This window comes from Fenollaria massiliensis (genome assembly GCF_000312505.2).
GTDB classification, from domain to species: Bacteria; Bacillota; Clostridia; order Tissierellales; family Peptoniphilaceae; genus Fenollaria; species Fenollaria massiliensis.
On record NZ_HG326225.1, the window covers coordinates 233,713 to 255,148 of the forward strand.

Below are 21,436 nucleotides of genomic sequence, written 5' to 3' on the forward strand. Positions count from 1 at the left end.
AAGAAAAGGGGAGAACTCCCCTTTTCCTAAATTAAATTTTGTCAAAATTACTTTCTTCCGCTTGTGAATATTCTTGACATACCCATTGTTGAGAAGAAGCTGTAGTTAGCGTTTCTGATGTATGATCTTCTAAATACGTTAGCAATTCTGTGAATTACTGGGCTTAGAGCTGCGTCATCATATAGAAGAATCTTTTCTGCATCGTGGAATAATTGAACACGTTTATCAGCGTCTTGTTCAACTTTAGCTTCGTCTAATAGCTTATCATATTCTTCGTTCTTGTATCCTGTAGGATAAGCAGCTGTTTGTGAATGACAAGTTTCTAGGAAGTTTGATGGGTCGTTGAAGTCTGCACCCCAAGCTAACCATGCAATATCCCAACCTTTACCAGTTTGAACGATATTGATAAATTGTGACCAGTCTTGGTTATCTACTTCTACTTTGCATCCTAATGCTTCTTCTAGACATTGTTGTATGAATTCTCCAGAAGTTCTTCCTTCTTGAGATGTATCTGAACCCATTAGCTTGATTGTAACGCTTGATGGATCTCCTAAACCTGCTTCCTTAACGCCTTCTTCAAATAAAGCCTTTGGATCTGGATTGTCTTCAGCTAATTTCTTAACCCAACCTTCACCAAGCTTGTTGAATTCTTTACCTTGTACAGTTACTGCTGGTGGTACGAAGTCAAATGCAGCTGTTGGAACACCGTTGTAGCAAGAATCGATTAATTCTTGTCTGTCAAGAGCTATAGAGATAGCTTGTCTAACCTTGTTATTTGCAGTGTTTGAATCTGCATTGCAGTTAAACATGAAATATGTTGTATCAGGGTTAGCTCTTACTGTGCTGTAGTAGGCAGGGTTATTTAAGAATTCGCCTTTCCACTTAGGATCGCCTACACCTGCGTAGTCGATTTGACCTGCTTTAAGTGCGTTAAAAATAGTGTTTGAGTCTTTGATTATAGATACTTTATATTTACTTAATTTTACATTGTCCTTATCCCAATAGTTATCGTTCTTAACATAGTTTTGTTCAGAGTTGATAACCCAGTCTTTTAGAATGAATGGTCCACATTGTGGAGCAGTTTCTGGACTTGTTGAGTAAGTGTCTTGGTATTGTTCAACTAAGTCTTGTCTTTGTGGGAAGAAAATTCTTGTTGTTACAATATCGATAAAGAATGGAACTGGATGTTCTAGAGTGATTTCTAGAGTTTTGTCATCTTTAGCTACTACGCCTACTTCTGAATAATCAGGTTCTTGACCTTCAGCTAATTCAGTAGTGTTAATTTTTTCAGCTCCCTTGATATAGTATGTGTTGTTAGCAAATGGACATGCAGTTCTTGGATCAATACATCTCTTGATACCATATTCATAGTCTTTTGCAGTTACTGGAGTACCGTCGTTCCATACGTTTCCTTCTCTGATGTGGAATGTATAAGTAAGACCGTCTTCAGAAAGATCCCAGCTTTCAGCTCCAGCTGGTACATATTCAACTGAACCCATTTGTCCTTTTACGTCTTGAATTCTTACAAGTGGTTCAAGGATGTTAAGTAATATACCGTTACCATACATATCGCTTCCCTTTGCAGGGTCTAATGTGTTTGGATGAGCTGTATCAAATGTGTTGATATATTGATCAGCGTCTGGTTCACCGTCTGTTGGCATTTCAGTTACAGCGCCTGTTTCTGCAGGAGCTTCTTCCTTGCCTTCTTCTTTTCCTTCTTCTGTAGCTGCTGGTTCTTCAGCTGGTTTTTCTTCAGCTGGCTTACAGCTTGCTAGTACGCTTATAGCCATTACTAAAACTAGTAATAAAGCTAAAAACTTTTTGCTTTTCATTTTAATTTCCTCCTTAAAATAAAATTAGTATCTACATTGACTATTATAAACTTTATTAATATAAAAGTCAAGTTTTTTGAATAATTATAAATAAATAAAGCCTCGATATTGAACTAATAAATTCATACATCAAGGCTTTATAGACATTCTTATTCTATAAAAATATTTCGTCTACCGTAAATATTATTTCGTCTAGCGTAAGAATTGTACCATGTATTGTTTTAAAATTGTTTCTAATTTGTGTTTTATTTCATCTAGATCAAGTTCTCTAGTCCTCTTGTTTACATCATCTAAGAGGTCCCATATAGCAATGATTACCTTGGATGCGTTTGAGCTGTACATTCTTTCAACGATATCAAGTGTTGTGAAATTTTTCTTCATTGTGTAGTCTTCTATCCTTAGCTTCATATCGCTCGATGAATTTAAATACTTATCTAGCTCTTTCATATCAAAGTCTGAACTGTAATATACAGTAGTCTTGTCAAGGTTAAGAGGCAAACTCTTTTCATCTGCATTTATATCAAAGGCATCTTGTATTGTTTTTGACTCAAAAACTTTGCCTTCTTTCATTATTTTTTTAATAATTTTTGAATTGCATCTAATATAATCAGTAAAAACTTTATCGATTATATCATTTTCTTTCAAAACAGCAAAAATTTCTTCTATAGGGTTTTTATCTGCGCTTATAGTGCCCAGGTCCATGGTTTTTGCATCAACTTTTATTGTTGTTTCGTAATCTTCTATGTCAACTAATCTAATGTAATCAAATAATTTTGAGTAGTATCCGTATTTTTCTTTTATATACTCATAGCTGTCAAAAGCTATGAAATCAAAGCTATAAACCAATCTTTTGTCAATTTTATTTAGGTCCTTATCCTCTTCGATTGCTTTTATGGCATAATTAAGCGGTCTTAGCTTGTTATCAACCTCGAAGTAGTCCTTCTTTGCCCAAGCGTCTGAAGAAAATTCGTTTAGATAAAATGATAAATCACATAAAATTTTCACGCCTAAATCATTAGCATAATTTTTTAATTTTAAATACTGTCTATATAAAAGGAACTGAAGAAACTCTTGGAATTTTGCTTCTTCTTCTATATCCGCATCCAAATTATCCTTATACTTATTAATATTTATCTCTTCTTCAGAAAATTCTTCGAAAGAATTCTTCTTATTATATATAGTCATAAATAAAGCAAAATCTTTTAACCAATACTCGTTTTCTTTAATAAATTCTTGATATATGGCTTCTTTAGTAAAGTCTTGATAAGCTCTTTTATATACAAGCCTAAGCGCTTTAATTTTTTCTGTCTTTATGAGCTCTTTGTCATGAGCGTCAAATTTTTTCTCGCCTTCTTCGTCTAGCTTAAATATTTCTGCCGTGCTAAGTAGCCCCATGTTAATGAATTCATCAAGGTCTGCATATATTGGGTCGATGGCAAACTGGGATATGGTTTTATAATTTCTCAAATCTGAATCCATATACATGATTGGCTCTATATGCCAAATTTTTTGAGCTGAGCCATGTAAAAAATCTACTGCCTTCATGGCGTCTTTAAATGTGCCGTGCTTATATTTGCTCTTAAGCATACTTATTGGTAATAGTACGCCTGCTTCTCTAAGTGCGTCCAAAAAATCACCTTCTACTTCATATCGTTAATTAAATCATCTATCGCCTTTGACGGATCGAAATAATATTTTGTGCTTCTGATGCTAGCAAAGTTCCAGCCAACTCTTTCCAAAATATCTCTCTTTTCCATTTGGTCGATGATTGTTTCGTCGTCTATATCAAATTCTGATCCTTCTGCTTCTACTATAAATTTCTTATCATCTTTTATAGCAAGTAGTGCTATATTATAAAGACCTGCCTCAACATTAGTTTTTACTTCTATGCCTCTTTCTTCAAGCTCTTTCTTTATGTCTTCTTCAAATGATGACAGCTCATATCTATTTCTCTTGTCAAAGACCATCTTGTCCTCAGGATTTATGAAAAATTCGATTAAAGTTCTTCTGATGTCGCCAAGTTTTAGATCTTTCTTGTAATCAAGCGATGTCACTAAGACTACTTGGTCCTTGGCTCTTGATACTGCTACGTTGTATTTTTTCTTGTTCACATCGTAGGCGCCTTCGTTTAAAACTTTAAGCGTTTCATCTTTATCGTTTGAATCAACTGTACTTAAGAATATTATATCTCTCTCATCGCCTTGGAAAGCAGCTGGTCTACCGCATAAAATATTTAGCCTGTCATAATCTTGTAGACTTAATTTTTCTATAAGAAGCTTATCTATAAACTTAGCTTGATCCTCGCTAGCAAGTGATATAACGCCGATTGTTTTGCCCTCATAATCAGGCTCATCTTTTATCCTTAGTATTTCATCTGCAATATAATTTGCTTCTGCTTCATTCACTCTATCTTCATTTTTAATGCCAACTAGTTTGACTAATTTTAGTGCAGGTTGAACTTTTGTCGACGATGACTCTCTTAGTGGCTTTATTATACCATCATAAGAAATAAAATTTGAGTAAGCGGCTATCATTGGCACGCTTCTAAAGTGCTCTTTAAGAGTCAAAACTGGGAAGCTTGTCTTAAGTATATCGTATAGAGATGAGTTTAAATCATATAAATGGCTGTTTGCCACCTTGTCTTTAATGTACATATCTATAAGATTTCTTTGTTTGTCTTGATCAATGCCGACTGCTTGTGGACTAACTTGTTCATCGTCACCAACTATGATTGCCTTTTTCGCCAATTGAAGTATAGGTATAGATGAGATATCTGCTTGAGATGCTTCATCAATGATCAGATAGTCAAATTTTTGATTGTAATCAAGACTTTCAAGTGCCTTGTCAATAGTCATGATCCAAGCAGGAACAGCTCTTTGGCACTTCTTAAGAAGTTCCTTTGCTTCTTTCTTTAAGCCAATCGCTTGCTTGCCTGTACCTTTGCCAATCTTTTTCATAGTTAGCTGCCAGCCTTGTAATGCTTGCTTTTTCTCTATATCGTCCTTAATCTTAAGCATAAATGAGTGCCATGCCATGTTTGAAGCGAGCTCTTTAGTTATGTCATAAAGCTGCTTTTTGTACCAAGTCATCATCTTTTGATATTTTTCATAAGGCGTTCTATTTATCTTTGTTATAATGCCATCAAATTGCTTGTAATACCAATTTTCTTCGATATTTTCAGGTGCGTCCTTAAGGCCATGAATATCAAAGCGATTATATATAAACTCTTTCCATGTAGGTGCAACAGCTGCTAATTTGTCAAGAAGCTCGTTTCTCTTCTTAAGTATTTTAATTTTTTCGTAAGTCTTTTTAAGATTTTCAAAACTATCTCTATAGCTATCGTAGTACTTAGTCTCAATCGCCGTATTCATTAGTAAAAGTAAATCAGACTTATTATCTTCATCTACTTTTAATTTATCAAGTGTATCATCAAGCTTTGCCTTAGCTGGAATATATTTTAAATCATATTCATCAGCTAGCTCAATGTATTTTCTTAAATCGTTTTTAATTAGATTCATCTCTTTGATAAATGAATCATGTGGTGATAAAACTTTGTTATTGACAAAGATGCTGTTCACATTGATGCCCTTGTCTTGCATTAGCTTGAACAAAGACTGAATGTTTTCGTCATAGAATTTCATAAGCTTTGTGATTAGTGGCAAATAGCTTAATAGTTCTTTATTTTCAATTAGCTTTTCTCTATCAAAATCAGCATTTGTCTTATATATCAGTTCATCGAAAAGTGCTTTTAGCTCGGAAATCTTTATATCTAGGTTTATATTTACTATAGCGTCATCCATATCCTCGACAGTTACTAGGCCTTGGCCGTTAATACTAACGCTTGCCAAAACTTTTTTCCACGAATTTTTAAACATGGCGGATATACCCTTGATCTTTTTACCTTCAACAAGTCTTGCTCTCATCTCTTCGAGTGACTGTCTTAGCTCTTTTTGATTCATATCACTTGGGTATATAAGTCTCTTGCCTCTTAAGTGATCAATGTTTCTGTCGTAGTAATCATCAAGCTCTGTGATTAATTCTGTTAATCTAATATAGCTCTTCTTGTCAGCATTGCCTGCCTTGGCGCTAACAATTACTTTTATCTGCCAATCTTCTAGCTTGTCAAGGCTATTGATATAATCAATTTTTTCATATATATCTCTAAAATCTTCATCTGCCTTGCCACTATAAAGAGCGTTTTGATCAAGGTAGACTTTTTCCTTTAAAGTGATATTTCTTCTAATCTCTTCCTTAAGAGTCTTTGCTCTAAGAAGTGCAGCATCCATCGCATCTATAGTCTTTTCTAAATCCTCTGGATTAAGTATAGTATTTGGATCAGGTAGACCAATGTTTAGTTCTTTTTCGTCCTCTCTCGTAAGAGCCTCGTTTGAGTAGTATAAAAAGTCTATGTCGCCTTTTTGTATAGGAAGCTCTTCATATAGCTTCACCTCGCCCGGTATCTTGTTTAGGCCCACGTGGTCATGCAAGAATCTCGCCGCATCTATAGGACTAAAAACTTCTTCTCCAATAGTAATGCTCTTTAGCTCAGATGATTTGATGCTAAAGATTTTCTTTCTTGTTTCATTAAGTCTTTCTATAAGAATATTTCTATCCATATTGAGCTTTTGTATTTTTTCTTTAAGCTCTTCAATGGAGTGATTGCTTATATAATCAGTGATTGAGTCGATGGATTTTTCCATGTCCTCGTTATTATCGTCAATAGTTGATACGCAAAGGGCTCTGATCTCTTCTTGAGTCATGCTCTTTAGTACCGATAAAGCTTTTTTCGTTTGTGATGCGACTAAAACAGTTTTACCTCTAGCTAAGATATCGCCCAATAGGTTCGCTATGGTATGAGTCTTACCTGTTCCTGGAGGTCCTTGCACCAAAACAGTATCGTAGTTAGCAATTCTTTCAGCTACTTCAAGTTGCTCTTTGTTCGCTTCTTTTGTAAATAAAACGCTTTGCGAGATGCCTTCGATGTTTCTGATCTTGTCATCAAGCGTCTCAGCTCTCTCTTCTGCTTCCTTTTCCTTGATGTTTACGCCGCATAGATTAAGTAGGCTCTTGTTTACTTCTGAACCTTTTTCTATGGACTCAATCATTTCATCAAGATTTTGTATAAAATCAGTTTCTTTATTTCTTAAATATAATAATGGTCTATTGATTATGGTAAAGGCTTTATCTGTTTCACTCGAATTTGTCTCTTCATAAGATGAGTCCGTATGCAGCCTTTTTGCCATAGATTTCATTAACTCACCCATTGACGCTGTATCAAATGGGTGGTAATAGTTCATGGATATGTGCTCCATGATATTTTTTAGCTCTAAATGATTTATATTTTCAATTAAAGATATTAGCTTTATATCAAGCGTCATGTCTCTGTTTGTATCGCGTATAGCTATACTATCTTTTCTTGAGTCAAAATCAATTGCCGCCCTCTTTATTAATATAGGATGATAAATGTTCTTATCGTATTTTGATATTAAAATACCATTAGCAAAGACTAATTCATATAAATGAGATTCGTTCTCAAGCTTGTAGTAAAGCTCTCTGAACTCTTTGAATAAATTTTGTACCCTAATATCCTCTTGCGTTTTTTGCGAATAAGGTCTAGTAATTCTAAGAATCACATCACTTGTCGAATCCGTGCCGCAAGAAAAATAAAGGAATTTATTATTAAGATTGATCTCATCCAAATACTTGTTCCAAAGCTCGTCCTTAACATTTAGTATAGGCTTGTATTTATCATCAATAGTTTGCCTAATGTATTTAAATAATGAAATTACTCTTTGTCTCTCGTCCATTTCTTCTCCTATCTATGCTAATATTGCAAATAATAAATGTGCTGAAAATCCGGCTACTAAGCCGCCTATAGTGTGTGCGAATATTGATTTACCTGCTAAATCGTTATATCCAAGTGCATCCATCATCGCTATGTGTGTAGAAAGATATCCTGACCAGCACATGCATATAGCTGTGAAAACTGCTACGTCTGAGGCACTTGCTGCTCCTGTGTTGATTAGTTCAGGTACTAGACCTATGGCAGCTCCAGCTGAACCAAGTGCTGTGATTGGAACAGCTATGCACTTGCCTGATGTAAAACCAAATATCGGTTTAATTATAAAACTTAGTTTATCAGCTATTAATGGTAATAGCTTTACTCCTTCCTTTGCAGCTCCTGTATAAAGGCCATCTGGTCCAGGTCCGTTCGTTAATATAAGTACCACGGTACAAATAAGTATAACGCCTGGAACTATTGACATACCCATGTCAACGCCAATTTTGCCTCCATCAAGTAGAGCGTCAATAAATCTATTGAATGTTGATCCATCTCTAACTGGTCTTAGGTCCATGGTAGTTTTTTCTGCGTCAGCTTCGCCCACAGCCATTGCTTCAAGACCAAACTTTTTCTTTGTAAATAGCATCATGATTCTAACGCTGACAATTGAGCCAATTATAGCTCCTAAATTACCTATAAGTGCCGCCTTTATGCTGCCATTAATTTTTAAGCCCATCATAGTTGTAGTCGTGATAAAGCCCATACCAAAGGCTGTACCAATGTTTGTTAGCGCTGGTACTTGATATTTTTTAAAATACCTTAGAAAGTTTTTATCCTTAGCTAGTGCAAGTATCGATGGGTTATCTGATAAATAACATGTCAAAACGCCTACAGATGCCGCTCCTGGTAAATCATAAATTGGTTTCATCAGTTTTGAAAGAAGTTTATTAATTAAGGATATGACACCAAACTCGCTAAGTATTGAAGATAATCCTCCAGCCACAACAGCTATCGCCATGATATAGAAACAAACTTCCATAAGCAAGGCATAAGCCGTGTTCATAAAGGTATTGATTAAATTGATGGCTCCCATCTTTGATGAAAGATAGTAGAAAAAGGCAAATAGTGCTGCCAAAAAGATAAATGTTTCTAAGCTAATAGCTTTTTTAAATTTTCTCTCCATAATTTTTTCCTGTTAAAATTTATTTTATGATGTCAAGCATCACGTCGTCAACTCTATTAAATGCACTTCTGCATAATAAGCCAACATTTTTGATTGTGTCTTCAATATTACCTGAAACTACTCCGACATTTTCTTTTGGAGTGCATCCGTTAAGCGCTAGAAACGCGCTAAGTACTGCTTCACCTGCGCATGTCGATAGCTTTAATGCACAAGTATTTTTTGCTCCATCGCAGATAAGTCCAGTTAGATTTGCAAACATATTTGAGCAAGCGCCCTCAATCTCTTCATCTGTTCCACCCATCATCATGGTGATGCCAGCTGCAGCGCCAAGTCCAGCCGCTATAGCGCATCCGCACATGCCCGATAATTTTCCCGAGAATGTCTTAACAAATCTGTTAATCGCATGACCAAAGTATATAGCTCTAATCATGTCTTCCTTTTTTAGATTAAATTCTTCATATATTAAATATATAGGTATGATAACGTTTATGCCTTGATTGCCACTGCCGCCGCTAGTCATAACCATGCAGTTTCCTCCACTCATCCTCATATCAGCAGCTGCCGCAGTTAATATCCTAGTTTTAGTGTAAGCATCATTAGAAATTATGTTTTTATTTTCCATCTTCTTAAGGCTTTGACCAAGAAGGTTTGAATTTTTAAGCTTTAATCCTTCATTAGCAGCGTGCATATTCATTTCAACGCCTTCTTCAATGAAGTCTAATTCTTCTAGTGGTGTCGATAAAACAAGCTCTTTAATCTTTTTAAGAGTAAGTTTTGACATGAACTCCTTCATTTCATTACTTGACTCTTCTAGTTTATTTTCATAAAGAACTTTATCATCCACTTTTATGTATTCTACGTTAGTGTGACCCTTTTGCAAAAGTCCTTCTACGCATGCATCATCAAATTTAACAAGCATCCTTACATAGATGTCGGGTGTTTTTTCATCGTAGCTTAGCTTGATATTTAAAGCTTCTCTAAGTTCTTTTGCTCTAGATATCATCTCATCATTAAATTTAGTTAAAACAAGAAGACCATCGTCCTTATTGCCTCCGCTAAGACCAAGTATAGCAGCAAGATCAAGACCGCAAGTGCCAGTATTTGGTATAGTAACGCTCTTGCCATTCTTATAAATATTCTTGCTAACAATTACATCAATCTCTTTTGCCTTGGCGATGTCTTCTTTTATGTAATCATTCATGAAAGCTCCTAAGTAACACACAGCGATAGGCTCAGTGCAGCCAAGAGCAGGCATCGTGTCTTCTTTGATAATATCAAGAAGCTCTTTTTCCTCATAAGTCATAGTATCACTCCTAAAAAATAATCTCCAAAATGATTATAACACAAAAAACTCTTTAGTTCAATGATTTTAAAAAGGAGAAAATAGTTTTTTTATAAATAAATTTTTGCAAAAAACAATTTTAATTAGAACCGAGCATCTTAAAAAATATTGCTATAAAAGTATATAAAATTGCAAAAAAGAAGTAGATTTTTTCTCTACTTCTCCTAAAAATTTATTTTTCATTATTCACAAATTTTTTTATAATTTTCTAGCTAAAAATACTAGATGCTCTTTCTCGTCTAGATGGTGTTCGCATTTAAATCCTATCTTATTCAATGTTTCTGTGAGATATTCGGGAGAATAAACTTCAAAATCTAGCATATCCGCCCATTTTTTTATGTTTTTATGCTCTCTATATGCTCCTTCGTTGCATATTAGAAACAGACCGTCCTTAACTAAAACACGATGGATTTCCCTAAAAGATACTTCTATATTCTTCCAAAAATAAATTGTTTCAAAGGCAGTAACTATATTTATGGATTCATCTTCAAAAGGTAGTTTAGACACGTCTGCTTCAATAATTTTACACCTACCATCTCTTATAGCTTCGCTATTTACTGAACTTGCGATATCTACACTTGTTTTAGAATAGTCCATTCCATATACTTTTTTAGCCTTTGTTAAGAAGTATTGAACATTACGTCCACCGCCACATCCTAGATCTAAAACTACATCCGAGGTTTTAATATTCAGAAAGGATCTGCCCCATTTAGCCAATTTTTCATGACCAATGTTCATTCCTTTCACCATGAAGCGACCGCCGAAATTATTTTTAGGATTTTTTACATTTTCAAAAAATTTTTTTAACATTTTTATCTCCTGCCTCCCGTTGATAACTATTATCAGTGTAATTTTATCATAAATTTTACGTTTATTCAATAATATATCCTATCCGCCTTGATATTTGCCAGATTTTCGATAATCGAAATTCTTGATTTCCGATTTTCGGAATTCTGGACTTCTGCTTTTCGGAAGTCTTGTTTTTTGTATCTAAGGGTGTAACTTTTCGTTATCCCCCTTAGATTTATCTGGTCATATCTTTTTTGCTTGGTTTTACTTCTACAATTTTTTCTAAGACTTTTTTTCATCTATAATGTTGTCTACAAAATGTCCGTCATGATCCAGTGCTAAAAATGATTTGTCATTGTGCTTCCACTCCTTTCTTTGGAAATACTTTTCATGTTCTGTTATCTTCCAGTAGGCTTTGTAGACTTCTTCGCTTACAGGTACGGCTTTGCCTTTTACATAAAGGTAATATTCTTTATTAGCCATTGTGTTATCCTTCTTTTCTTTTTTTCTGTTTTGCTTTTTGAGAATAAAAAAGGAGGACTTCTACACTTTGGCGTAAAAAGTCCTCCGAAAATAACAATCAAATTAACTCTTATTGTTATTGAATTATTTAATTTTTGTGTGAAAAGTTACTTTCAAAAACTTTTATTATCAAAAAAACATCGTCATCTCCCATTAAATACTCATTTATTTAGTCAAATATCAAAATGGATGTATTTACTTAAAACTCCATTTATTTGCTCGCTCTCTTATTGAAATGAATGATTTATATATCCCATCTTGAGTTATAAGCTCATTATGCGTTCCTTCTTGTGCTATTTCCCCTTTATCTAAAACTATGATGTTGTCTGCTTTCCTAACAGTTTCTAACCTGTGTGCAATCATAATAACTGTTTTATTCTGTACTAAATTATCGATGGCTTGCAAAATATGGCGTTCATTTTCTACATCTAAAGCACTGGTAAATTCATCTAAAATCACAATGGGAGCATCTTTGAGTATTGCTCTAGCTATCGCTATTCTTTGTTTTTCTCCACCGGATAAAGTGCTACCCGCTTCGCCAATTTTAGTTTCGTATCCTTTTTGCAAGCTTTTTATAAAGTCATGACAGCGTGCTTTTTTTGCAGCGGATATAACATCCTCATCACTGGCATTTGGCTTTGCCAAACGAATATTATTCATAATTGTATCTTCAAACAAATACACATTTTGAAATACCATACTTATATTTTTCATCAATTCTTCGGTGGAGATATTTGTTATTTTTGCTCCACCAATCAGAATTTCTCCTTCGCTTACATCATAAAATCTCGGTATAAGCTTGCAAAACGTTGTTTTCCCTGAACCTGAAGGTCCGATAATAGCTGTAAGTGTGTTCGGTTTAAGAGCTACTGATATTCCCTTTAAAACTTCTCCTTTTCCGTAAGAAAAACTTACATTTTTAAATTCTATTTCATTGGATTTTATATTTTGAATAGGTGATAATACCTTTATTTCTTCAGCATTTTCCATACTGCTTATATCCTTTAGTGAGCTATCTAAAAGCCCAATCATAGAAAGAATAGAACCTGCTTGACTTACAGACTGGAATATTACAAAGCTCATAATCAATAAATTAATGGCTTTTTGAGGAGAAATTTCTCCACTATTCCACATAAAAAACGCATAGCTAATAATCATAATTTCAAACAACTGTATCGTAAGACCGGCACATATGCTTGAGGGAATAGATTTTTCGGATAAATTTATATTATTAACACAACTACCATCTATATCTTTTTTTACTCTTTCATCTTTTTCTCCCATACCAAAAGCCTTAATTACGCTTATTCCCTGTATAAATTCAATAGCACTTTCCGTTAATTTTGTTTGTGCTAATTGTCTTTTGGGAGCTTCGCTTCTTGAAATTTTCATTTGATAATTAACTACAAACAAATATGTTAATATACCTGCAAATATTACAACTGAAACTCGCATTTCATAGTAAGCAAATCCTAAAACTATTGATATAGCAGATAAAATTCCACCTATCACATGAATTAAAATGATTGGTGCAACTTGTTCTACAGTTGAAATAGATGTAGTCAGTGTTGAGTTTATATTTCCTACTGAATTTTTACTAAAGAACCCTAAATAGAGCTTTTTAAATAATGAGCCAAAATATAACCTTTTATCTTTCGCCATCTCAAATCCAACGGATACAGAACCCAGTTGTGTGAAATAACCAAGGCCAAATACTCCGATGATACATACAATTCCGAGTATCATTACCTTATAAATATAATTGTCCATTAAATTGCTATTAAACATGGCATTTACCGCTAAAATTATTGCTATCATTTTCAGCATAACGAATATGCCTTCTATAAATGATAGAATTAAAATTTTGACTAAACTGGCTTGACTTTTCTCACTAAAGTTCCATACACTTTTTAGAGCTTCAAACATATTCTCACCTCCAATCAATTTGCTATTTCATATAAATGCTTATACGCAGAACACGACTTAATAAGTTCTTCATGTTTTCCATCGCAAATGATTTTCCCATTTTCCATATATATGATCTTATCTGCATTTATGACAGTTTTAATTTTATGTGTAATAACAATTAGTGTTTTTCCTTTGGTAAATTCCAGTAACGCTCCTTGAATTTTTTCTTCATTTTCAATATCTGTACTTGCAGTTGCTTCATCTAATATGATAATTGGAGCATTTTTGAGAATTGCTCTGGCAATAGCTATTCTTTGCTTTTCTCCGCCGGATAACCTATCCCCTGCGATAGTGTCATATCCATCAGGCAAAGTTACAATAAATTCATGGCAACCGGCTCTTTTAGCAGCTTCTATCACCTCATCATTCGTTGCATCTTTTTTACCTATTCTAATATTTTCCAAAATAGTATCATCAAATAAAAATGTATTTTGATCCACATAGGAGATAAGAGTATTCAGGTCATTCATTGAAAGGTCTTTTACCCCTATACCACCTATTTTTATTTTTCCTTTCTCAAAATCCCAAAATCCGGCTAAAAGTTTCATTAGAGTTGATTTTCCTGAACCTGAAGGACCAATAATTGCAGTCATAGTTTTTTCTTTAATGGTTAAATTCACATCATCAACATCATTTTTTGTCCCATCATAAGAAAATTGTAAATTTTCAAACACTATGTCGTATGTCATTTTTTCTTTTAAATTAGAATTCTCACTTCTCTTAAGTTCCGGATAATCTAAGATTCCTTTTATTTCCTTAGTAACAGTTCCCATCTGTGCCAATTGGTCAACATAACTGGATGCTTTAACAATCGGTTTAAATATACCAAGAGAAATCATCATAAACAAAAATAAACTTTGCTCAGTAAGAAACCCATTATTAAAAAATATCAATCCCACAACAATTGTTGGAAATATAGATACAGGAGCTATGCTATAGGAAAGAGACGCATAAATCTGTGAGCTTTTCATCCAGTTTATAGCATACTCCGCATGGCGTATGACTGCATTTTTATATTTAGCATAAGAACTATCTTCCATATTGAAAGTTTTAATTACCTCAATCCCCTTGACATACTCTATAACCGCTTGATTCATATTCTTTTGTACCTGTACTTGTCCCTCATATTTTTTCTTATATCCAATCATAATAAGCATTCCGATTGATAGTCCAAATATAACCCAAAGAAATATAATCCCGGTAAGCTTAATATTAACTGCAAGCATCCAAACAATCATGGCAATAGGTATCAATAGATTTGCAGTCATCTCAGGAAGTAGATGTGCTAATGTTTTTTCTATATCTTCCACCCTGTCTACCAATATAGTTTTTAATGTTCCACTAGGATTCATATCAAAATATCCCATCGGCAATCTAACAAATTTATCACAAATTGCATATCTTAAGTCCTTTAGTGTTAAGTATGCTGCTTTATGAGATATAAGCGTTGAAATATTTGAAAGCATCACCCCTGATATTTTGCAGATTATAGTGAAAATCAAGACATATATCATGTTGTTTCCATGAAATCCTTTAAAGATATATCCCGCTAAAATTCCAACAAAAGCATAGGATAACAGTTCGCATAGAACAGAAAGCATACTTAGCATAACAGATAAAATATATCTTTTTTTGTATGGCTTTATAAACGAATCCATTTCTTTAAAAAAGTTTGGTTCTTTCTCTTTTTTCATGACTTTACCCTATGAAATAGCTTCTTTTTCTAAAATATGTTTCCTTACGACCTTGCTACCTATATAAGCTCCTGCAATTGCTGAAACTATAACTAAGGCAAGTAAAATCAACGTTCCCCAAGAAGAAATCATTTTGCCTGCCGCTATAATATTTGAAGCTAACTCCTTTTGTTTCATGGCTCCTATAGTTTTATTCAAGGCTATTGTATATGGATAAATTACACTTCCAATTGAAGCCAAAGTTTGCTGAATAACATAGCTGATTCCAATAACTTTTAAATTACCATAACCTTTTTTATATAATAAAAACTCTGCTATCAATCCTGAAATTACAAACATCAAAATATATGGTGGATAGAATGCTATCACTCCTTGAATAAGGGAATATATAAAAAATGCTCCTCTTTTTTTTACTTTCACTCCGATAACATAGAAAACAATACCCTGTAATAATGAGTAAAGCACCGGTGTTAAAACTATGGTAATTGGTGTTGCATACATGAATGTTCCTATCGAAAATATCAAAATGTTACACAATGATAATAAAGTAACTGTAATGATATCTTTCGCTTTCAATTTGTTTTTGTGCATGATTAAGTCCTCCTATTTTTATAAAATATTTATCATCAAAATTACTATCATTACAATCATCAATATGTAATCGCATAAATTGAACTGTAAAGTAACATAAGATGATTTTTTATGATTTAAAGCAATTCCTCTTGTTTCTGCTGAAGCTGATAAAGTTTCGCCTATTCTTACCACTCGAAAAATGAGTGATACAATCAGAGCCTCAAGATACTCTATTCTTTCTTTTATTATATTTTTATGCTTGCATCTTCCTCTATTTCTAAGCACCTGTCTAAGTAATTTAAAATCATTCCTTAGCACTGGGAAAAACCTGAAAGAAACTGCAAGAATCAATAATAACTTCTCAGGTATTCTTATTTTTCTAAGTCCCGCAAGCATATTTGTTGCCCCTCTACCTCCAAGAATAATAGGAAATAGTAGAAATATTAAAATAAATCTAGGAAACAAATTTGCCGTAAATATTGTAATTTCATTCGGATATATGATTTCAAGACCGTAAATAAGCCCTATAATGACAGAAGTAATTCCTAAAGTCTTGTATCTTCTATTTGCAAGAGAAAAAACGAGAGCTAATAAATTGCATTCAAAAATCAAACTTTTATTGTCGATTCCTACTGCAACCATACAAAGAAGCCAAAACAAAATATTTGTTCTCGGATCTAAAAGATTTTTTTCTCTTTTTGCCAGAGGTTGATGTTCTAAATCTTTTTCAAATATACTTTTAATGCTTTCAATATCTCTATTCTCTTTTACTTCACAAATCCTTTGTATCGTTCCATCATCAAGTTCCAAACATTTATCCGCAACTGATGAAATAAATTCTAAGTCATGGCTAATTGTTATCACGATTTTTTTCTTTTTCATATCGTTTATCAATCCCACTACAGTATCTAAACTTTTTTTGTCCATTCCTGAGGTTGGTTCATCTAAAATAACCACACTTTTACCCGAAAGATACGCCATCATTAAGGTTAATTTTTGCATTTGCCCACCTGAAAGAGAAAATGGATGTCTATCACGATATTTCCACATATCAAACTTTTTAAGTAGAGCTTCTATCTCATCATATTTGTTTCGATTTACACCGTACTTCAGTTCAGATAATACAGAATTTGTAAAAAATTGAAATTCAGCTTCTTGCATAATAAAGAGGCTATCCTGCGATAGCTGCCTATGGCTCATTTCTTTTCCTTTTAGAAAAACTCTTCCCTTTTTTGGTTTCAATAGTCCACATATACATTTTCCTAAGGTGGTTTTACCTGAACCATTTTTGCCAATCAAGCAAGTCACTTCTCCCAAATAAGCTGTAAACGACAAATCATTTAAAATATGTTGTTTTTTATATCCAAAGGATATATTTTTTACCTCTAATTTATCATCGACAACATTAGAACACTTCTTCTGAACCTCAATCTGCTTCAAATCCGTAACTCGCAAACACAAATTATTTAATTCATCCTTAGAAAACATCTTAAAATCGTCCTTATCATACTTTTCATAAAAGCTTCCATTGTTTATTAGCCAATATTCATCAGCCAACTCTTTCAAATAGTAAAGCCTATGTTCACTGATTATTAGAGTTTTTCCATCTTCTTTTAGAAGCAATAAGATATTTTTCAGTTTTTCTATGGCTAAATAATCTAAGTTTGCAGTTGGCTCGTCAAGTAAAATAATATCCGTATCCATTGCCCAAGCAGACATAATCGCTATTAGTTGACGCTCTCCGCTTGAAAGTTTGAATACTTCCCTATTTTTCAAATACTCCAAGCCAAATTTTGAAAAAGCTTCTTCTGTTCTTCTTTTTATTATTTCATGGCTTAACCCTTTATTTTCAAGTCCAAAAGATACTTCCGTATCGCTTTCCATTGTAAAAAATTGACTTCTTGGATCTTGAAAAACGGACGAAATTAATTCTCCAACTTCTCCAATGTTCTTGTTTTCTATATTTTTGCTATTTACCAAGATATAGCCATTAAATATTCCATCATAGAACTCCGGTATTAAATGGTTTAAGCACCTAAGTAATGTTGATTTTCCACATCCACTTTCGCCACAAAGAACTATGCAATCTCCTTTTGATATGCTGCCAATTACATCATCTAACGACTTTTCCTTTTTGCCTTCATAGGAAAAATCTATTTTAAAATCTAAAATATTTTCGTCCTTCTTGCCTTTATCGTACATAAATTCAATACCTATTTATAATTTCATCAAATACCTTTTCCCAACCCGCCACAATAAATTCTCCGAGCATTTTTATGTATTCGATTGTCTCCTCTTTGCTATATCCTTTTTCAATCACTAATTTAAAAGCACTAAATTGTTGATTCATTAAAAGCTCTACCAAATCTAATTTCATCTCACTTATATTCGGGTCTATATTTTCCCTTATAAATTGTTTTGTTATGGAAATTTTATTATTCATCATTTCACGAAATATTGCTTCTACAGAACTGCCTTTACTTGAGCAAAGTATTAGTTTGCACTCCTCGTAATATTTAAATAACACATCTACATATCCTTTGGTTTCTTTCTGAATGCTACGCAAAAAATGATCAAAGTTTTTATCTACGCAATATTCCATATATGAGTATTCGTTCTCTTTTCTTTTCACACTTATAGCTTCTAAAAATTCTTTTATCAAACTATAAAAAAGTTCATCTTTCCCTTTATACCTTGTATAGATTGCTCCCGTTGTAACTCCCGCTCTTTTAGCAATATTGCCTATTGAAGCAGCCTGAAATCCATATTTCAAAAACTCTATTTTAGCAGCTTCAATAATTGGTTTATCAAGTTCATGGTTTCTATTTGCCATGTCCATTCCTCCATTCTTACAAAACTTTAATTTTAATAATATAATCAATAATTGAATTATCAATAATGATATTATTGATTATACATCAGTTAGTCTTAGTTGTCAAGACATATGTTACACTTAGAGAAATATTCTTTTACAACTTGGTTTGGTATCTTAAAATTTAATGATATTTTAGCTGTATTGTTATATCTATTTTGATGCTTATTTATTTGCTTAATTAGATCTTTTTCTCTTGTAAATATTTTTCTGTTATACACTATTTTACTATCTTCTCTATGGCTTCTTTCTACTTTTCCATTTTGCTATGGTGAGTATGGTCTTATTCTTTTAATCTTCATTCCTAGTTTTTGTGCAACTTTTTCAAATGTGCTTGTTTTGTCTGTCTTGTCACCATCGTTTACAAATTCATATCCGTTATCTACTTGTATTGTGTTTATTTTGAATCCTAATTTGTTTTCTAGTTCTATTAAAAATTTACTTGTTTCGTATGTGCTTTTTTCTTTAACTATTTTTAGTATTCTTTTTCTGCTAAATTCGTCTATTGCTGTTATTTGATAGTATTTATATCCATATACTGGAAACTTTATACACTCTTGTGGAACGTATTTTATATCTACTTGTACATTATCTCCTGGATATTTGCCGTCTAGTTTTATATACTTTGTATAGCTTTTACGGCGCTTTTCCACGTTTTTGTATCCTTTTACACGTATTTGTCTACACATGCTCCAAAAACTTCTTGCATAGCCTTTTGCTAAGCATCTAACGTATACTTCTGCTAGTCCGTAGATACCGTTTCTTCTATACATATCTTTTATCAGTTTAAGTTCTTCTTCTGTGTGCGCATTTGGGCTATTGTGTGGTCTTCTTGACTTAAGTGCTAGGCTTCTAACTGTTCCATCGTATTTTGCTAATTGTCTGTAAACGAATTGGCGATTTGTATGGTAGCGTCTTGCGGCTTTTGTTGCTCCATATTTTAAGGCATAATCACATAATCTCTTGCGAAAACGCATTTCTTCTGTTATATTTATCATGAGAGAGGTTCCTTTCTGGTTTTTTTTGTTGTCAAACCTATTATATCAGAATACCTCTCTTTTTTTATTGTTTTTGTAACATATGTTATACCACATAACAAATAAAATTTACGCTCTTGACTTTCATGTGCTAAAAGCTTATACTGTAATTAGTGGACTATGCTTTATATAAAATTAAAGGAGGTATATTATGAGCGAAAAATATCCATTAAATGTTCCTACTCCAACGCATTTCACATACGTGGTAAAGGACCTACCAAAAGTTACAGTTGAGGAGCGTGAAAAAGCTCTTAAGGCTACTCACTACAACGAGTTTGCGTTTCCATCGGGGCTATTAACTATTGATATGCTATCTGACTCGGGTACAACTGCCATGACTAACACTCAATGGGCATCTTTATTTTTAGGCGACGAGGCTTATGGCAGAAATACTGGCTACTACGTTCTTCTTGATACTTTTAGAGACATCTTTGAACGCGGCGGAGAAAAGAACTGGAAAAAAACTTTAGATCTAGTTAGAACTGATTGCCGAGATGTTGAGAAGATGATGAACGAGGTTTATCTATGTGAATACGAGGGCGGCCTCTTTAATGGCGGCGCTGCTCAAATGGAAAGACCTAACTCCTTTATCATTCAACAAGGACGTGCGGCTGAATCGGTTCTTATGGAGATAGTTAAAAATATATTGACTGAGCGTCATCCTGGTAAAGTCTTCACTATACCATCAAACGGTCACTTCGATACAACTGAAGGCAATATCAAGCAAATGGGTTCCATCCCAAGAAATTTATATAATAAAAAACTTTTATATGAAATACCTGAGGGCGGCAAATATGATAAGAATCCATTCAAGGGCAATATGGACCTAGAAAAACTTGAAGAGCTAATCAATGGCGTTGGCGTCCAAAATGTTCCATTGATATTTATGTGCATAACAAATAACACTGTTTGCGGTCAACCTGTTTCTATGGCGAACATTAGAGAAGTTAATAAAATCGCTCACAAATATAATATACCACTAATTTTTGACGTAGCTCGTTGGGCAGAAAATTCTTATTTCATCAAGATGAATGAAGAAGGCTACGAAGATAAGTCCATAGCCGAGATAGCAAGTGAAATGTTCTCATACTGCGACGGCTTCTGTATGTCAGCTAAAAAAGATGGCCACGCTAATATGGGTGGTATGCTTGCCTTTAGAGACAAGGGTTTATTCTGGCAAAAATTCTCTGATTTTAATAAAGATGGCTCCATGAAGATGGATGTCGGCGTAAGACTTAAAGTTAAACAAATTTCTTGCTACGGCAATGACTCATACGGCGGCATGAGCGGTCACGATATCATGGCACTAGCTGTTGGTCTATATGAAAGCTGCGATTTTAATTACATGGACAGCCGTGTTAAGCAAGTAGAGTATCTTGCTCAAGGCTTCTACAAAGCAGGCGTTAAGGGCGTTGTGCTTCCTGCTGGTGGTCATGCTGTTTACATCAACATGGATGAATTTTTCGATGGCAAGCGCGGTCACGATACTTTTGCTGGCCAAGGATTTTCACTTGAACTTATTAGGCGCTACGGCATAAGAGTTGCTGAACTTGGCGATTTCTCTATGGAATATGATTTAAAAACTCCTGAGCAACAAGCTGAGCTAGCTAACGTTGTGCGTTTTGCAATTGATAGAAGCAGACTTAGTCAAGAGCACCTTGATTATGTTATAGCCGCTGTTAAAGCACTTTATGAAGACAGAGAAAGCATTCCAAATATGAGGATACTTTGGGGCAAGAACCTACCAATGAGACACTTCCACGCATTTTTGGAACCATATAAAAACGAAGAAAAATAATTTATATAAAAGAGGCGAAAATTTTATCTTTTCGCCTTTTTGTG

14 protein-coding genes are annotated in these 21,436 nt (G+C 33.7%); 1 reads left to right on the forward strand and 13 read right to left on the reverse strand.

Translation table 11 applies throughout. The annotated features are described in order from the left end of the window. Positions 1-47: 47 nt before the first annotated feature. The 13 genes from BN30_RS03010 to BN30_RS10140 all read right to left on the reverse strand — a co-directional run bounded on the left by BN30_RS03010 (position 48) and on the right by BN30_RS10140 (position 19,555). Positions 48-1,832: a peptide ABC transporter substrate-binding protein gene (locus BN30_RS03010; protein ID WP_019214031.1), complete on the reverse strand. Its 1,785-nt coding sequence runs from the start codon at positions 1,830-1,832 to the stop codon at positions 48-50. A gap of 192 nt (positions 1,833-2,024) precedes the next feature. Continuing rightward, on the reverse strand, positions 2,025-3,461 hold the full coding sequence (locus tag BN30_RS03015; RefSeq protein WP_019214032.1) for a 4-alpha-glucanotransferase: 1,437 nt from the start codon (positions 3,459-3,461) through the stop codon (positions 2,025-2,027). Positions 3,462-3,472: 11 nt separating this feature from the next. After that, a complete protein-coding gene (locus BN30_RS03020) occupies positions 3,473-7,639 on the reverse strand; it encodes an AAA domain-containing protein (RefSeq protein WP_019214033.1) in 4,167 nt (1,388 codons plus the stop codon). A 12-nt stretch (positions 7,640-7,651) separates the two neighbouring features. Further along, positions 7,652-8,797: a CD0519/CD1768 family membrane protein gene (locus tag BN30_RS03025; protein ID WP_019214034.1), complete on the reverse strand. Its 1,146-nt coding sequence runs from the start codon at positions 8,795-8,797 to the stop codon at positions 7,652-7,654. A gap of 19 nt (positions 8,798-8,816) precedes the next feature. Continuing rightward, positions 8,817-10,100 carry an L-cysteine desulfidase family protein gene (locus tag BN30_RS03030; RefSeq protein WP_019214035.1) on the reverse strand — a complete coding sequence of 428 codons (1,284 nt, stop codon included), beginning with the start codon at positions 10,098-10,100 and terminating at the stop codon, positions 8,817-8,819. Between the two features lie 237 nt (positions 10,101-10,337). Beyond that, entirely contained in the window at positions 10,338-10,949 is a 612-nt protein-coding gene (locus BN30_RS03035) for a class I SAM-dependent methyltransferase (protein WP_019214036.1), read from the reverse strand. A gap of 261 nt (positions 10,950-11,210) precedes the next feature. Then, complete coding sequence (locus tag BN30_RS10570) at positions 11,211-11,411, reverse strand: hypothetical protein (protein WP_019214037.1); 201 nt, start codon at positions 11,409-11,411, stop codon at positions 11,211-11,213. Positions 11,412-11,645: 234 nt separating this feature from the next. Then, on the reverse strand, positions 11,646-13,376 hold the full coding sequence (locus tag BN30_RS03045; protein WP_019214038.1) for an ABC transporter ATP-binding protein: 1,731 nt from the start codon (positions 13,374-13,376) through the stop codon (positions 11,646-11,648). Positions 13,377-13,390: 14 nt separating this feature from the next. Continuing rightward, positions 13,391-15,112: an ABC transporter ATP-binding protein gene (locus BN30_RS03050; protein WP_019214039.1), complete on the reverse strand. Its 1,722-nt coding sequence runs from the start codon at positions 15,110-15,112 to the stop codon at positions 13,391-13,393. A 9-nt stretch (positions 15,113-15,121) separates the two neighbouring features. Continuing rightward, complete coding sequence (locus BN30_RS03055; protein ID WP_019214040.1) at positions 15,122-15,703, reverse strand: MptD family putative ECF transporter S component; 582 nt, start codon at positions 15,701-15,703, stop codon at positions 15,122-15,124. A gap of 18 nt (positions 15,704-15,721) precedes the next feature. Further along, on the reverse strand, positions 15,722-17,887 hold the full coding sequence (locus tag BN30_RS03060; protein WP_019214041.1) for an ATP-binding cassette domain-containing protein: 2,166 nt from the start codon (positions 17,885-17,887) through the stop codon (positions 15,722-15,724). Between the two features lie 4 nt (positions 17,888-17,891). Next, positions 17,892-18,518, reverse strand: coding sequence for a TetR/AcrR family transcriptional regulator (locus tag BN30_RS03065; protein WP_019214042.1), 627 nt, complete (start codon positions 18,516-18,518; stop codon positions 17,892-17,894). 305 nt (positions 18,519-18,823) lie between these two features. After that, complete coding sequence (locus tag BN30_RS10140; protein ID WP_019214043.1) at positions 18,824-19,555, reverse strand: DDE-type integrase/transposase/recombinase; 732 nt, start codon at positions 19,553-19,555, stop codon at positions 18,824-18,826. A 190-nt stretch (positions 19,556-19,745) separates the two neighbouring features. On the opposite strand from BN30_RS10140, the gene BN30_RS03075 reads away from it, so the two are divergent. Continuing rightward, positions 19,746-21,392: a tryptophanase gene (locus tag BN30_RS03075; protein ID WP_019214044.1), complete on the forward strand. Its 1,647-nt coding sequence runs from the start codon at positions 19,746-19,748 to the stop codon at positions 21,390-21,392. Positions 21,393-21,436 lie beyond the last annotated feature (44 nt).